Origin of the sequence: Myxococcus llanfairpwllgwyngyllgogerychwyrndrobwllllantysiliogogogochensis (assembly GCF_006636215.1) — a bacterium.
Taxonomy (GTDB): domain Bacteria; phylum Myxococcota; class Myxococcia; order Myxococcales; family Myxococcaceae; genus Myxococcus; species Myxococcus llanfairpwllgwyngyllgogerychwyrndrobwllllantysiliogogogochensis.
Window position 1 is genome coordinate 1 of sequence record NZ_VIFM01000268.1, and the last position, 15,079, is coordinate 15,079.

The window sequence follows — 15,079 nt, forward strand, 5'->3', positions numbered from 1 at the left end:
GGCGGGAAGGGCTGCGAGGAGATCCTCGTGAGCGACTCCGCCGCCTCACCCGCGACGGGGGAAGTGCAGCTCCAGCTCCCGGTCAACTGCTCCGGGACAGGGGTGTCGCTCATCGCCTCGCTGGAGGACACGGAGGGCGCGCTGCTGCGTCCACCTGTCTTCACCTCGAGGGGCGTGGATATCCCCTAGGGGGGATGAAGGAAGACGTCGTTGGTTGGATGTCGATGGACGGAGGTTCCCTACCTGGCGTCTCGCCTTGTGATTCGCTTTCTGGATTTGCAGGGTGGTAGCGTCTCGTGGGTCGTTCGCTGGAGGAGCGGTGCAGAAGGAGACGGTCGTCACGGTCATCTCGAAGATCTCCGACCGGCCGGTCAACCTCGACGCGGCGCTGGTGGTGATCTACGGATTGGACCTGGGTCGGAAGTTCGATTTGACGCGCGAGGAGACGCTGATCGGGCGCTCGTCGAAGTGCGACATCCAGATCGACCAGGAGTCGGTAAGCCGCAACCACGCGGCCATCGCGAATACCCGCGAGGGCGTGAAGATTCGCGACGCGGGCTCCACCAACGGCACGTTCATCAACGACGAGGTGGTGGAGGGTGATCGCGAGCTGCGCAACGGCGACCTGGTGAAGATTGGCCGCACCATCTTCAAGTACATCGCGGGCGGCAACATCGAGGCCGCCTACCACGATGAGATCTACCGGCTGACCACGATGGACGGCCTGACGCAGATCTACAACCGCCGCTACTTCGACGAGCAGTTGGACCGGGAGATCTCCCGCAGCCGCCGTTATGAGCGCGTGCTGTCGCTGGTGCTGGTGGACATCGACCACTTCAAGAAGGTGAACGACAAGTTCGGGCACCTGGCGGGAGACTCGGTGCTCAAGCAGCTGGCGTCCACGGTGCGCACGCGCATCCGGCGCGAGGATGTCTTCGCGCGCTATGGCGGCGAGGAGTTCGCCATCCTGTTGCCGGAAGTGGCGCTGGTCGGCGCGCGACAGCTCTCCGAGAAGGTCCGGCGGTTGGTGGAGAAGCAGCGCTTCGAGTTTGATCGCCAGCCCATCCCCGTCACCATCTCCCTGGGCGTGGCAGTGTTGGACCCTCGCCACCGCGAGCCCGGAGACCTGGTGCGCGCGGCGGACGAGAAGCTCTTCGAGGCGAAGACGGGTGGGCGCAACCGCGTCATCGCCTGACGCGGCATGCGCCCCTCGGGGCGTCCGATTCAGCCGGCGAAGATGGAGCGCCGCTCCCGCAGCAGCGTGTGGATCATCGACTGGATGGCCTCGCGCGTGCGCTCGGTGAGTCGACCCACTTCGCCCAGGTCCTCCGCGGCTTCAGGGGGCAGGCCGTCCATGGCGATGGGTTCGCCGAAGCGGATGCTCCACTTGGCGGGCAGCGGGCCCAGCGGCGTGAGGGGCACGTAGGGCAACCCGAAGAAGCTCGCGGGAATGCGTCCCAGCAGGGGGGAGGTCTCCTCCGCGCCGACGATGGCCACCGGGACGATGGGCGCTCCCGTGCGAAGGGCGAGCTTCACGAAGCCACCTCGCCCGAAACGCTTGAGCCGGTAGCGCTCCGCGAAGGGCTTGCTGAGCCCCTGGTAGCCCTCCGGGAAGACGACCAGTGGGCGCTGCTCGTCGAGCAGCCGCAGCGCGTTCTCCGGGCATGCCCGCACGGCGCCCAGGCGATTGAAGAGGGTGCCCAGCACGGGCGCGTGGAAGATCTGATCCTCCACCAGCCAGCGTGATTCGCGCAGGTCGGGGCGCTCGCGAGCCAGGGTGAGCGACATCACCAGGCCGTCATAGGGCAGGGCGCCCGAGTGGTTCGCCACCAGGATGGCCGCGCCCTTGGGGATGTGGTCCGTGCCCTGCGCGGCGACGCGCCAGTACTGGCCATAGAGGAACTCCAGCACGGGCTCCAGCCGCTGCACCAGTGACGGGTCCTTGCCGTACTCGTCCAGGTGGGCGCCTCCGCCCGTGCCCAGGCCCGCGCGGACGGCGTCCAGCATGCCGTTCATCGCGCCCCAGGCACGTCCCAGTCCCTCGCTGGCCAGCGCCTGTCCGGCGATTTCACGCGCCAGCGACAGCATGCCGGTGGCGCGCTGCGCGAGGGGACGAGGGGCGTCGGATTCCCGCGAGCCATCCGGAGCCAGCGCCGCGCGCGCCGCATCCTCCTCGGCGGTTGCGGGCACCAGGGACAAGGGGCCTCGACGGCCTGGGGGGAACTCGTCGCGCGTCGCGTCTGGCATTTCCACCTCCGGCTCCAGCGAGGAGCGGGTTGTCGAGAGGGGCGGGGAGGACAGCTCCCACACGTCATCGGCGTCGTCCGGGGTTTCGTCGAGGTCGGAGAGCTCCAGCACCGCGCCCGCGAGGTCCTCGTGCGGCTCGATACGGGAACCCTGGTCCGCGTCGGATTCGTTCGCGGTGTTGTTCGCGGCGCGCTCCTCGAGCGTGTCCCTGGAGTGCGTGAAGGGGGCGCGGCGATCCATCACCTCCGCGACGGCGAGCTCGGCGGCGCTCTCGGCCACCTGCGCGGCGACGGTGGCGGCGAGCTCGCGCTCGCGTTCCGGGCGGCGGGTCGAGGGGCTGTGGTCCAGGACCTCCTCGACCGCGGCTTCGGCGAGCTCGGTCGCCATCTCCGTGGCGAGGAGCCTGTCCACGGGCTCCTTGGAGCCGTCCCGTCGCTTCATCGCCACATCCACGGCGTGCTTCGCGGTGACTTCGGCCACCTCGGCGGCGAGGGCTTCCGCGAGCGCGTGGTCCACCTCCCGCTGATGGGGTGTTCTCGCCGCGTTGGCGTCATCCAGGGCTGGAGCGCGCGCGGGCGGCGGCTCGCGCGGCGTCACCGGAGCCGCGGGTTCACGCAGGGGCTCTACCTCGGCCGAAGGCACTGCGGACGTGTCGGCGGGGCGCGTCGCGGCGACGTCCTGGCCGAGGGTGTCGTGGGACACCGAAGCCGCGGACTCGTCGCCTTGCTGCGCCCGTGCACCGCGAGATGCCGATGCAGGGGCCTGGTGGCCAGCACCCGATGCGCGCTGCGAAGCGCCCGCCCCGGAGGGCTGACGGGCTGCCGCACTCGGGCCATCCTTCGGGCCCTTGGCGCCATTCGTGCGAGAGGGTGATTTCGCGTTGGCGTTGGAGGCGTGCTTCACCTTCGTGTCGGGCCGCGTGGCGTTCGCCCTGAGCTTCGCCTCGTCGCCGACCTTCGAGCCGGCCGTGCCTCGCGACGCCGTGCCCTGCGGCTGTTTCGTTCCCACTCCGGTTCGCGAAGCGGATGCACCGCCTCCGGAATGCGCCCTGGCCTCGCCCGCGCTCCGGGTCGCCGCCGTGGTGGAGCCCTTCGCCCCGCCCGTGGACTTCGCGGGTGCGGGCTTCGCGCTGGAGGGCTTCTTCGCTCGGCCCTTGTCCAGGGTGCCATCATTCCTGGCGTGGGCCGCGCTCGGGCCCGACGACGCGCGGGTGTTCGCGGTCTTCTTCTTGTCGTCGGAGGTCCCGCGCTCGGAGGGCGAGCGCTCCTGCTTCGCATGGGGGCCGGGCTTCGCGGGCGCGCCATCGCGGGTGGCGGCTCCGCGCTGGAAGGGATCGTTCCCGAGGACACCCTTGGCCATCTCTAGCTCCTCTTGAGCGCCGCGGCGGCGTCCCTGACGTGGTGGAAGGGGATGAATCCGAGGGCGGTCTCGGCGCGCGCGCCGTCCGCCACCCACGAGTAATGGATGTAGTCGAGAAGGGCTACGGGCAACGTGTCCGCTCCCACCACATCCAGCGCGTGGAGTGCGCCACGGAACAAAGGCCCTGGGAGGGGGAGCGGGCGAGCCCCCGCCTGCCGGATGAGGCCGGACAGTGGCAGCACACCCCGTCCGACGATGTTGAACTCGCCGGACACGTCCGCCCGCAGCGACAGATGCAGCGCCCGCCCCGCGTCCTCCTCGTGCAGCCCCTGCCACAGCGGGTCGAACCCGAGCAGCGTGGGGACCACGGACGTGCGCGTCAGCAGCCGCGTCACGGGATTCTCGATGGTCGGCCCCAGCACCGGCGCGAAGCGCAGCACGAGCACGCGCATCTCCGGATGCCGCTCGCGGAAGGCACGGACCTGTCCCTCCACCTCCACCTTGTCGGTGACGAAGCGGCTGTGAGGACAGCCCTGCAGCGGCGACTCCTCGCGCAGCAACGCGGGGTTGTTCCCCCGCGCCCCATAGACGGCCGTCATCGAGGGCACCACCAGCCTCGGCAACCGCGCCCGGCCCGCCGCGGTCAGCACGTTCATCGTGCCAATGACCTCCAGCTCGTGTGCCAGGGAGCCGTTGCGGATGGGTCCGAAGAGGAACGCCAGGTGGTAGAGCGCGTCCACGGGGCGCTCGGCCAGCGCGTCGGTGAGCTCGCTTTCGGCGTCGTGCCGGGTGAGGTCCACCTGGTGGAACTCCACCTTGGCCCCCTCCGGACGGGCGACGTCCAGAACGAGGATGCTCTCCACGTCGGGATCCCGCTCGAGCCGGGGCAGCAATAGCTTCCCGTACTCGCCGCTGGCTCCGGTCACCGCGACGCGCAACCGCCCCTTGCCTGGTCGTGACACGTCCATACGCGGGCTCTCCTGTTAGCCCAGCCGGTCCTGAATGTCAGCCTGCACCCATCTCGTCTCGCTGGACAACGTTCGTTCCGTGGCGGAGGGTGGATGATTGCCATGGCTCGCATCGCACGTCTCAGTGACGTCCTCATCAACAAGATCGCCGCCGGCGAGGTGGTGGAGCGCCCCGCGTCCGTCGTGAAGGAGCTGGTGGAGAACTCCCTCGACGCGGGCTCGAGCACCATCCGCGTCGACCTGGCCGGTGGGGGCGTGGACCGCATCATCATCTCGGACGACGGGCACGGAATGGGGCGGCACGACGCCACGCTGTGTCTGGAGCGTCACGCCACCAGCAAGCTGCGCGAGCTGGACGACCTGTTCCACATCGACTCCATGGGGTTCCGGGGCGAGGCCGTGCCCGCCATCGCCTCCGTCTCCCGCTTCTCCCTCCACACCGCCGAGGTGGGCGCGGACGTGGGCACCCGGGTGACGCTGGAGGGTGGGGTGGACCCGCTCATCGAGGATGCCCCTCCGCGCACGGGCACCGTCATCACCGTGGAGGACCTCTTCTTCAACGTGCCCGCGCGCCGCAAGTTCCTGCGCCGGGGCGACACCGAGCTCAAGCACGCCGAAGAGGCCGTCGTCCGCCTGGCGCTCGCGAACCCGGAGGTGGGCTTCTTCGCCACCCACGAGGGCAACGAACTCTTCTCCAGCGCGGCCTGCCCGGAGGACCCCCGCGAACGCATCGCCGCCGCGCTCGGCCCCGCGGCCCACCCGCACCTGTTCCCCGTGGAGGAGCGGCGCCTGGGTGTCAGCGTCACCGGCTACGCGGCCTCGCCCGAGTTCACCTTCCCCAACGCGCGCGGGCTCTACACGTTCGTCAACCGCCGCTACGTCCGCGACAGGGGCCTCATCGGCACCATCCAGCGCGCCTACCAGGACTTCCTCGCCGCGGGCCGGCAGCCCGTCGTCGTCCTGCACATCGACGTGGACCCCATCGCGGTGGACGTCAACGTGCACCCCCAGAAGCTGGAGGTCCGCTTCTCCGATGCCCGAGGCGTCCAGGAGGCCATCAGCGCCGCGCTCAACCGGATGCTGCGCGCGGCCCCATGGCTGGGCGCGGGCGCCGACCCCAATGGCCCCGGCGGGAATCAGCCGCGCGATGCCGCGCACTACGCGCTCGCCGTGGAGCGCTTCCTCACTCGCGCGCAGGAGGCCTCCTGGGGCGCGCCGCTGCCCACCACGCTGGACGCAGCATCGGGGGGCGCTCCGTCGCACGCCCTGTCCGGAGCGCCCGGGCCCATGGTCGGGATTCCCTCGTCGCTGCCCTTCGGCGCGGTGGGGCGCCCGCCCGCGTTCGGCGAGGCCCAACCCCAGCTCAATGAGGCCCCTCCGCCGGGCTACTTCGCCGCGCTGCGACCCATGGGCCTGCTCGGAGGTCGCTTCCACCTCTGCGAAGGACCCGGCGGCACGCTGGTGGTGTTGGACCCGCACGCGGCGCTGGAGCGGACCCGGCTCACGACCTACCTGCGCGCGCTGGACGATGCGAAGGGCCCACCCGCGCCCTCGCTGTTCGGCACCACGCTGGAGTTTCCCGTGCAGGTCGCCAAGGCGCTCGTCGAGGGGCGCGAGGCCCTGTCGCGCCTGGGCGTCGACGTGGAGCCCTTCGGCGGCACGACGGTGGCGCTGAAGACGGTGCCTCCGGGGTTGGAGGGGGCGGATGCTCGCTCGTTGCTGGAGGCGCTCGCGCGCGCGTTGCCGCCCAAGGGCGCCGCGCTGGACTCCGTCACGCTGGCCGAGGCCGTGCGGGTGATGGCGTGTCATGCCGCGCGCAAGGCGGGCTCCGTGCCGCTCACGGACGCGCAGCTTCGCGCGCTCCTGGGCGAACTGGACCGGGCCGACTTCCATCCCCCCTGCATCCACGGCACGGTGGTGGTACTGGAGATGCCCCTGCTGGAGCTGGAGCGCCGCGCCCGCTGAAGCCGGAATCCCAGTCCCTCCGCGCCCTTGCACGGCCGGAAAATTGACCCGTGGGAGGCCGCTGCTACGGTGGGCCACACGCCTGTAGCACGGGGCGGACCGGGCACGGACGGCCGGGAAGAGCATCCCTCACGGCAACAACCACGATGGGAGCGGCCACATGCGCGGTGTCATCACCCTGCGGGACGTGGTGTCGAACCTGGGCGTGGTGCTCCGTGAGTTCGGAGCCCTGTGTGTCGTCCGCTGTCTGGTCGCCTCGCTGCGCCGCCAACGGACGACGTTCCTCGAAATCGCCGTGCGCCCCAAGCGCTCCTGACCTTCGCCCCCGAGTCCCTGCTTCGATGCTCCGTCGACTTCCGCTCCTGCTCGCCCTGTTGTTCGCCGCTCCCGCTTTCGCCCAGGACGAGGAGGACGATGGGCCCACCTCGATGGACGGCGTGGGACGCATCACCGTGCAGGGCGGCTGGCGCTCCACCTCCAACGACACGTTCTATGAGGGCTGGTACGGCCGGAAGGGCAACGAGGACCTGACGCGCGCGCGGAAGACCGGTGGAGGACCGTTCGGAGTGGCCTCCTTCGCCTATTCGCTGTCGGACCTCGTGGAGCTGGGCATCGACCTGTTCGCCACCGGCTCCCGGCTCTACGTCACGGAACCGGGCGTGGAGAGCCTGCCTCCCACCGAGCGGGGCATCGACACCCTGGCATACGGCGCGATGCTGGGCCTGCGCTTCCAGAAGCTGCTCCCCGAGGTCGGCCCCTATGGGCTGGTCCCCTTCCTGGGCTTCTTCACCGGCCCCACGCTCATCAGCTCGGAGCGCGACGGAGAGGCCGTGCAGGAGAAAACGACGCAGGCCTGGGCGGGTTCGCTGGGAGCCACATGGCGCTTGTCCTCTCGCTGGGGCATCACCGGCGAGTACCGCTTCATGTTCCTGCGCGGACCCGTGGGCCCCGAGGACGCGAAGATTGGCTCGTTCAGTCTGGGTGGGAGCTGGCTGTCGCTGGGTGTGACGTACACTTTTCCGCCCGAGCCATCACGAGGTCTCCCAGGCTCTGGTCTGTAGCTCGCAGAGCGAGCAGGCGTGGACATTGGAAGGTTGTTTGCTCCCGGAAATGTGACAAAGCCTCCGTGTTGTTCCGGTGCGGAAATTGTCGCCGTATGACCGGGAGAACTCCTTACGATGCGTGAATCGGCCGAGATCGTTACCGGGCCCAGGAAGATGTCCATGCCAGAGCAGGCGAAGACCGAGATTGATAAGGAATTGGCGGACCTCCGCCGCGAAGTCGTCGAGGCCCGCAACCTCGTCATCAAAAGTGACAACCTGCTGAAGAACCTCCACGCGGAGGTGAAGGCGGTCGGCAAGCGTCACGAGGACTTCCAGAAGCGGCAGTGGATTTCGTCCGCGGCGGCCTACGTGCTGTTCGCGGTCATCGCGGTGGGCGCGGCGGTGATGATCACCAGCGCGCGCAGCTCCAGCGCCACCAACGAGCGGGAGCGCCTGGAGAAGATGGTGGCGGACCTGACGGGCCAGCTGGAGAAGCAGCGCTCGGACACCTCCGCGCACCAGACGGCCCAGCGCGGCGCCGCCGAGGTCTACAAGATGATGACCTCGCTGCCCGGCGACGAGCGGCTCAAGGGCATCGACGCGCTGATGAAGTTGGATACCCAGCGCCTCAGCTCGCTGGAGCGCCAGGCCCTCAATGACCGCGCCACGTCGCTGCGCCGCGAGACGGGTGATGCCGCCTTCGAGCGCGGCAAGATCGCCTTCCGCAAGAACGAGATGGACCAGGTCGTCTCGGAGATGGAGCGCTTCCTGGCCATGAACCCGCCGCAGGAGCAGTCGCTGGACGCGTCCTTCTTCCTGGGCACCGCGTACAACCAGCTGCGCAAGCACGACAAGGCCGTGCCCTTGCTGGCCCGCTTCGTGGAGGGAGACCGCAACTCCAAGACGCGCGACTACGCCATGCTGCTCTTGGCCCAGTCGTACCAGGAGGTCGGGCAGATGGAGAAGGCGCTGGAGACGGCGCGTGACGCGGCCGGTGCCTACCTCAACAGCCAGTACCAGATGCAGTTCCGCAGCCGCATCGCCATGGTGAAGCGCGCCATGAACGGCAACACGGAGGCCGCGGGTCCCGCGCCCGCCTGTCGGGTGGGGTGACACGGAAGCGTTGCCACGCGGGGTCCACAGTCATAAGACCTGGACCCCGTGTCCGCTCCCGACCCTCGGAAAGATCCTCGCTTCCGCCGCTACCGTGGTGCCGCGTATGGGGTCTACATCGCGCTCACCACGCTCTTCTCGCTGTGGATCATCTGGAACGTGAGCCGCTCGGTGGCGGCCATGACGCCAGAGGAGTTGCCACCCGCGGCCACCACGCTCAGCTTCCAGGAGTGTCTGGTGGGTGCCCGGGCCCTGTGGGACGAGCTGGAGGCGGGGCGCGAGAAGCTGGTGCGCGTGTCGCCCGCGCGAGACACGGACCAGGAATGGATGCGCTTCCGGACCTCGTGGCTGGCGCGGATGCGCGAGCGGGAGTCCCAGTGCGATTTGAAGGCCCGCGAGCGCGCGCCGCTGCGCACCGTGTACCGCCGCCTGGAGGTGGTGCTGGACCTCTACACCACGCACGCGGTGCAGTACGCGGACGAGGTGGGCGGCACGGTGGACTCGTTCCACGCCGCCTTCCAGGCCGCCAGCGCCAGTCCGGCCGCCACGTCGCCCCGGCCGTGAGTCAGCGCACCGGCAGCAGCGCGGTGTAGCGGCCCAGCGTGTCCGTCACGGACTGGGCCAGCAGCACGGAGGAGGGGCGCCCCTCCACGTTCACTACCCGATAGAAGCGGATGGACGTGAAGGGCAGGCCCGGAGGCACGCCCGGCTCTCGCGTCGACGACAGCACCCGGCCGCGCAAGGTGCGGCCCCGCTGGAGGGCGAAGGCCGTCACGGCCTGCTCGGAGCCGTCATTGGCGGGCAGCACCGAGACGAAGCGGCTGACGCGGGGCAGGTTCTCACCCGGCACGACGTCCAGCCGGTAGAGGGCGGGGTCCAACCGCAGCACGTATTCGCCGTTGGCGTCCGTGAGGGTCTCCGAGGCGAGGTTGGGCGGAAGCAGCCGGCCGGGGACGACGTCCACGGGCTCCACCACCAGCCGCACGCCCGCGGCGGGGGAGACGTTGTCGGGCTGCAGGAGCCGGCCGCGCGCCACGCGGCGGTTGACGCACACCACGTCCGGCAACACCGTGTCCTCGCGAGGCACCACGGCCGCGGAGGTGGTGAGCCCGGAGGTGGAGCCGGCGGGAGGCACCACCACCAGCTCCAGCGGGGACTCGGTGGCGCTGGGCAGGGAGCGCAGCTCGAAGCGGCCTTCCTCGTCCGTCGTCGCCACGGCGCTCTGGAAGCTCCCGCCTCCTCCCACGCGCCCCTGGATCGACACCGTGGCGGCGACGACAGGTCGGCCGTCCAGGGCCACCACGCGTCCCGACACCCGCACCGCGGCGCCGAAGTCACCCAGCTCCAGCGGGCCAGGCAAGGGGACGCTCGGGTCCACCGTGAAGGTCTGCTGGGGCAGGAGCGCGCCCGCGTCCCGCGCCGTCACGCGCAGCAGCACCGTGGAGGCACTCGCGGCCTCAGGCGGCAGCGCCAGCGCGAAGGCGCCCGTGCCGCGATTGACGGGAACGCGCTGGGAGATTGGCTTCAGCTCGGCGTCCAGGGCCTCCACCGAGAGGTCCGCGTCCAGCGGCGCGCCCCCGTGTCCGGTCAACTGCCCTTGCACGGGCACCACGGCGTCGGCGGCGGGCAGCAGCCACTCCAGCGCGAGCGCCTCGCCCGGGAACACGGTGCCCAGGTTCGTCATGGGCGGCACCAGGAGGTCCTCGGCGAGCACCGTCACCGCGTACTGGCCACTGGCCACCGGCAGGGTCCACTGCCCGTTGTCCGGCACCAGCGTCGCCTCGTGGTAGCGGGCCACCCCGGGGATGAGGGCGCTCGTGCCGACGGCGCGCACGACGAGCGGCTCGGAGTAGGGACGGGAGGTGGTGGTCGACGACGCGGGCGGCACCGTCGAGCGCAGCGTCGTCCCGCGCAGCGAGGCCTTGTCGAACAGCTCCAGGTTCTGCTCGGCCCGCAGGCGACCCACCGGGAAGTCCTGCGCGTACAGGCCGAGGGCGGGGTTGGGCGTCACCTCCACGACGATGTCCTGGCCCGGGTCGCCGCAGCCGTCCACGAAGCACACCTCGTTGGAGGCGCAGTCCGCGTCCGAGCGGCAGACGAGCAGGGAATCCTCTGGCTCCTCTTCCAGCAGGGCACAGCCGGTGCCCCAGAGCAGCGTCAGCGCGAGGAGGAGCCGCGCGGGGCCCCCCTTCATCGGCAGTCCCCCTGCACCGTGTTCACCACCCAGGAGTAGCTGATGACGAACCCCGGGTCGATGATGGAGCCTCCGTCGGGCAGGTTCACCACCTGCGATTCGGGCTCGCGGTCCGTGAGCTCCGCGTCGCTCACCAGCGCCTCCACCAGGTGCTGGCCCGGCGTGCTCAGCTCCGCGTTCGCCGAGGCCAGGTTGATGCGCAGCGTGCCCCGGTCCGGACGGCGGGCCTCGCCGTTGTTCGTCAGGGCGATTTCCCGGTACGGCCCGCGCGGGTCCTGCGGGCTGTAGTCGATGAACCAGTGCACCTTGATGCGGTCATCCACGTCCGGGTCCTCGACGGCGACCTCGAACGTCAGCTCGCACCGGCTCCCGCCGAAGTCCTGGATGATGTGCTCCTGCGGCAGCACCAGCGACTCGATGATGCGCGGCGAGCGGTTCATGAAGCGCGGAGGCTCGTCGAGCAGGGTGTCGTCCTGGGGCAACAGGCAGCCGACGAGCAGGCCCAGACTCGCGGCCAGCACGCACGTCGCCCAGCCCTGGCCGGAGCGCCTGTCCCAGACTTCTCGCCGCGTCGTCGAGTCCATCACCAGTGCGACTGGGGCCGCTTCAGAGCAGCTCCTCGCCCTCCTCGGGGGGCAGGGGCCGCCCGGTCTTCTCCGCTTCCAGCTTCTCCAGGTGGCGGAAGATGGTGCGAGGGTCCACGCCCAGGTCCTTGGCCGTCTTCGTCCGGTTGCCGTTGTTCCGCGCCAACACTTCGTTGATGTAACGCTTCTGGAATTCTTCCTTGGCCTGGAGCAGCGGCATGATGGGCTCCAGGTTCTCCGGCTTGAGGTCCAGGTCGTCGGGGCCCAAGAGCGGCTTGTCGGACAGCACCACCGCCTTCTTGATGCGGTTCTCCAGCTCGCGGATGTTGCCGGGCCAGCCGTACTTCTTCATGGACACGGCGGCGGACGGGGTGAAGCCCTTGGCCCGGGAGTTGAATTCGCGCGAGTACTTGTGGAGGAAGAACTTGCCCAGCACGACGACGTCCTCGCCGCGCTCGCGCAGGGGCGGCAGCTTCAGGGTGACGACGTTGAGCCGGTAGTAGAGGTCCTCGCGGAAGGTGTTCCGCTTCACCTCGTCCTCGAGCACCTTGTTGGTGGCGGCGACGACGCGGATGTCCACCGGCTCGCCGCGGTTGTCGCCCACCTTGTAGACGATCTTCTCCTGGAGCGCGCGCAGCAGCTTCACCTGGAGCTGGAGCGGCATCTCGCCAATCTCGTCCAGGAAGAGGGTGCCGCTGATGGCCGCCTGGAACTTGCCCGCCTTGGTGGCCACCGCGCCGGTGAAGGCGCCCTTCACGTGGCCGAACAGCTCGCTCTCCAGCAGGTTCTCCGGAATCGCGCCGCAGTTGATGGTGATGAAGGGGCCCTTCACGCGGGGCGAGCGGCGGTGGATCTCCCGGGCGATCAATTCCTTGCCGGTGCCCGTCTCGCCGGTGATGAGCACGGAGATGTCCGTGGGGGCAATCTTGTCGATGCGCTTGTACACGTCGCGCATGCCCTGACATGCCCCGACGATGTCGCCATAGCGCTGGTCCTCCAGCTTCCGGCGCAGCTCCGTGACGTCGAGCTTGAGGTCGTTGACCAGCATCGCGTTCTGCAGGACGAGCGACGCCTGCGCCGCGAAGATGGTGAGCATGTCCGCGCTCTTGGGCTCGAACCGGTTCACCAGCCGGTCATTGCCCACGTAGATGACGCCGAACAGGTCCCCCTTGTGCATCAGCGGCACGCACATGACGGAGTGCACGCGCAGGTTGACGACGGACTCGCTGGCCTTGAACTCGGGCGCGTCCACCGCGTCCGCGACGATAAGGGGCCGCTGCTCCTTGACCACCTTGGCGATGATGGAGTCGGACAGCTTCTCCACCGCGTCCTCGATGTTCTCCCGGGCCACGTTGCGCGCGACCTTCACGCGCGGGTCCCCGCTCTCCATGAGGATGAGGAAGCCCTTGTCGGCGCGCGTCACCTCGATGGCCTCGTCCATCAGGCTCTCGAGGATGCGCTCCACGTCGTAGAGGGCCAGCAGCCGCTCGCTGAACGCGGTGAGCCGCCGCAGCATGGCCAGCTCTCGGCCGGGCACGCCGGGCAGCTCCGTCGTGTGCGAGTCCGCGGTTTCCGGACTGGCCACCGAGTCGCGGTGAGGCGTGAGGGCGGAGGGGGGGGGCGCGCGCGGCGCGTCCTCGCGGGCGAACGTCAGCTCGGTGCCGCCCACGCGGACCACGTCGCCGGTGGCGAGCGCGTGTGAGTCGCGCTTCTTGCCGTTGACGTGGAAGGTGGCGCCCAGGCTGCCGACTTCGTAGCGACTGCCGTCGAACGTGACGTGCAGGGCGCTGTCGGGCACGCCGGAGTCTTCGAGCGGGATGTCGTTGTCCGGGCTCCGGCCGATGCTGGTGATGCGCTTGTGCAGGGCGACCGCGCGGACCTTGCCATCAGGACTGCGGACGGTGAGGCTGGCCATAGGGCTTCACGTACCTGGAGAAAAAGGCTCAGAAGGAGAGGGTGAGTCCGGCGCCGAGTCCGCCGGAAGTAGGGTACAGCCCCAGTCGTGCGGTGGGGCGAGGCGCGGTCGCGCGCGGCGGCCGGGAGACCGAGGACTCCGAGCGGGGCGCGTTGGAAGAGGGCGGATCTCGCGTCTCCACCGAGGTGCGTACCACCTGGTCCTCGTGGTGGTACAGCGCGTCCACCACGCCCAGCGCATAGATGGTGTAGAAGCCGGCGGCGGAGGCCAGCTTGAGCAACTGCCACGTGTCCCGCTGACGCTCGCGGTTGGTGGGGATGTAGCGGATGGTGATGGACGCCTTGCCATCCTCGTCGAGCACGTTGTCCAGCTCGAGGGGCCGCTCCTCGAAGAGCGACTCGTAGGCGAAGTAGGAGATGATGCTCGTCACGGCGAGCACACCTTCGGTGGCGGCGAAGACGATGCCCAGGCTGTTGCGGCCTTGCTGGAACTGGCCCGCGCCGAACGGCACGAAGTTGACCAGGAAGTTGCGCTTCTCCACCGTGCGGACGTTGACCTGACTGGCCAGCTCCTCGGCGCGGCGACGGAGGACCTCGGCTTCCATGCGCTCGCGTTCGCGGCGCTCGGCCTCGGCCTTCTCGCGCTCCTGGCGCAGTCGGCGCTCCTGCCGGAGGAACTCCAGCTCATTGGTCATGTCGTCCTTGATGCTCTCCAGGAAGGTCACCGCCGGGGGCGGGACGACAAAGGGGTCCAGGCTGAAATCGGGGTCCAGCCGGAGCAGGGCGCGCAGGTGACGCGAGGCCTCCTCGGTGCGTCCCAGGTTGAAGGCGGCGAGTCCGGCCAGCTTGTGCAGCTCCACCAGCTCGTCCTCGTTGAGCCCGCCACGGTCGATGCGGGCACCCGCGCGGTCCAGGACCTCGGCGTACTTGCCGTATTCGAAGCTGGCGCGCAGGGCGGCGACCTCCGGATCTCCGGCCTCCTGCGCGAGCGAGCCGGCCGGGGTCCACAGCACGAGCCAGAGCGAGATGAACGCGAACCTTCGACTCATTCGGGGCGCAGGCTCCCGTGCAGAAGGGTGGGCTCGCCGGGACGCAGGTGCACCACGCGTCGCTCCGTCTGGAAGCCCGGATGGGAGATCTCCACCGTGACGGTGTGCTGGAAGCCCGCGGGCCCGCGTGGCGAGCGAATCTCGAACGGATGGTGGACGCTGTCGCGCGCGGTGCGCACCTGGTCGCCCACGCGCACGGTGGCCTCGGCGGGTTCGTACTCGAGCGACAGCGGCGCCGACTTGGGCTGGGCGCGCAGGTGGAAGATGTTCTCCCCGTCGGGCTGCACGTCGATGGTCTCCACCACGTCCTCGCAGTAGTCGCAGGAGATGGTGATGGCGTGTGGGCCGGGGGCCATCTCCACGTCGTGCTTCTGGAGGGCCTGGGCGCTGGGGGCGCCATCGTCCACGCGAATGAGCCCGAAGGGCCGCACGAGGATGGACACCAGGATCTTCTTCGACGCGGATTTCCGGCCGGCGACACGGTCCTCGCCTGGACCTCCCGCCAGGGCGCGGGCGTCCTCCTGGGCACCTCCGGTGGGACGTACCGCGCTCGCGCGCGCCGCGCTTCCGCCCGAGGCGGGGGCCTGCCGGGTGTCGGGACGGCCGACGAGGGACTCCATGCGGGGGGAGGTGGCTTCGGGGG

At 69.8% G+C, this 15,079-nt stretch carries 13 protein-coding genes and 1 pseudogene; 7 read left to right on the top strand and 7 right to left on the bottom strand.

What is annotated here, in order from left to right:
• Nucleotides 1-189, top strand: a 189-nt coding sequence (locus FJV41_RS40335) for a hypothetical protein (protein WP_141647945.1), incomplete at its 5' end; no start/stop codon positions are given.
• A 130-nt stretch (nt 190-319) separates the two neighbouring features.
• On the top strand, nt 320-1,195 hold the full coding sequence (locus FJV41_RS40340) for a GGDEF domain-containing protein (RefSeq protein ID WP_141647946.1): 876 nt from the start codon (nt 320-322) through the stop codon (nt 1,193-1,195).
• A 29-nt stretch (nt 1,196-1,224) separates the two neighbouring features.
• On the opposite strand, the gene FJV41_RS40345 is transcribed toward FJV41_RS40340, so the two are convergent.
• Both FJV41_RS40345 and FJV41_RS40350 read right to left on the bottom strand, forming a co-directional pair.
• Nucleotides 1,225-3,606 carry a lysophospholipid acyltransferase family protein gene (locus tag FJV41_RS40345; protein ID WP_141647947.1) on the bottom strand — a complete coding sequence of 794 codons (2,382 nt, stop codon included), beginning with the start codon at nt 3,604-3,606 and terminating at the stop codon, nt 1,225-1,227.
• A gap of 2 nt (nt 3,607-3,608) precedes the next feature.
• A complete protein-coding gene (locus FJV41_RS40350) occupies nt 3,609-4,574 on the bottom strand; it encodes an SDR family oxidoreductase (protein WP_141647948.1) in 966 nt (321 codons plus the stop codon).
• 102 nt (nt 4,575-4,676) lie between these two features.
• On the opposite strand from FJV41_RS40350, the gene mutL reads away from it, so the two are divergent.
• The 5 genes from mutL to FJV41_RS40370 all read left to right on the top strand — a co-directional run bounded on the left by mutL (nt 4,677) and on the right by FJV41_RS40370 (nt 9,259).
• Nucleotides 4,677-6,539, top strand: coding sequence for a DNA mismatch repair endonuclease MutL (mutL, locus tag FJV41_RS40355; protein WP_141647949.1), 1,863 nt, complete (start codon nt 4,677-4,679; stop codon nt 6,537-6,539).
• A gap of 160 nt (nt 6,540-6,699) precedes the next feature.
• Nucleotides 6,700-6,855, top strand: coding sequence for a hypothetical protein (locus FJV41_RS52710; RefSeq protein ID WP_174456601.1), 156 nt, complete (start codon nt 6,700-6,702; stop codon nt 6,853-6,855).
• A 25-nt stretch (nt 6,856-6,880) separates the two neighbouring features.
• Nucleotides 6,881-7,600 (top strand): outer membrane beta-barrel protein, encoded by a 720-nt coding sequence (locus FJV41_RS40360; protein ID WP_141647950.1) that lies wholly within the window; start codon nt 6,881-6,883, stop codon nt 7,598-7,600.
• Between the two features lie 117 nt (nt 7,601-7,717).
• Nucleotides 7,718-8,695: a tetratricopeptide repeat protein gene (locus FJV41_RS40365; RefSeq protein WP_141647951.1), complete on the top strand. Its 978-nt coding sequence runs from the start codon at nt 7,718-7,720 to the stop codon at nt 8,693-8,695.
• 48 nt (nt 8,696-8,743) lie between these two features.
• Nucleotides 8,744-9,259 carry a hypothetical protein gene (locus FJV41_RS40370; protein WP_181791280.1) on the top strand — a complete coding sequence of 172 codons (516 nt, stop codon included), beginning with the start codon at nt 8,744-8,746 and terminating at the stop codon, nt 9,257-9,259.
• A 1-nt stretch (nt 9,260) separates the two neighbouring features.
• On the opposite strand, the gene FJV41_RS40375 is transcribed toward FJV41_RS40370, so the two are convergent.
• From FJV41_RS40375 to FJV41_RS40395, 5 genes and pseudogenes are all read right to left on the bottom strand, one after another.
• Nucleotides 9,261-10,889, bottom strand: a complete 1,629-nt coding sequence (locus FJV41_RS40375; protein ID WP_141647953.1) for a carboxypeptidase-like regulatory domain-containing protein — start codon at nt 10,887-10,889, stop codon at nt 9,261-9,263.
• Complete coding sequence (locus tag FJV41_RS40380; protein WP_141647954.1) at nt 10,886-11,476, bottom strand: hypothetical protein; 591 nt, start codon at nt 11,474-11,476, stop codon at nt 10,886-10,888. Before FJV41_RS40380 ends, FJV41_RS40375 begins: the two co-directional genes overlap by 4 nt.
• Nucleotides 11,477-11,495: 19 nt before the next feature.
• On the bottom strand, nt 11,496-13,388 hold the full coding sequence (locus tag FJV41_RS40385; protein WP_141647955.1) for a sigma 54-interacting transcriptional regulator: 1,893 nt from the start codon (nt 13,386-13,388) through the stop codon (nt 11,496-11,498).
• Between the two features lie 28 nt (nt 13,389-13,416).
• Nucleotides 13,417-14,436, bottom strand: coding sequence for a hypothetical protein (locus FJV41_RS40390; RefSeq protein ID WP_141647956.1), 1,020 nt, complete (start codon nt 14,434-14,436; stop codon nt 13,417-13,419).
• A pseudogene (locus FJV41_RS40395) lies at nt 14,433-15,079 on the bottom strand (serine/threonine-protein kinase); the annotation flags it as partial. The gene FJV41_RS40390 and the pseudogene FJV41_RS40395, both read right to left, overlap by 4 nt.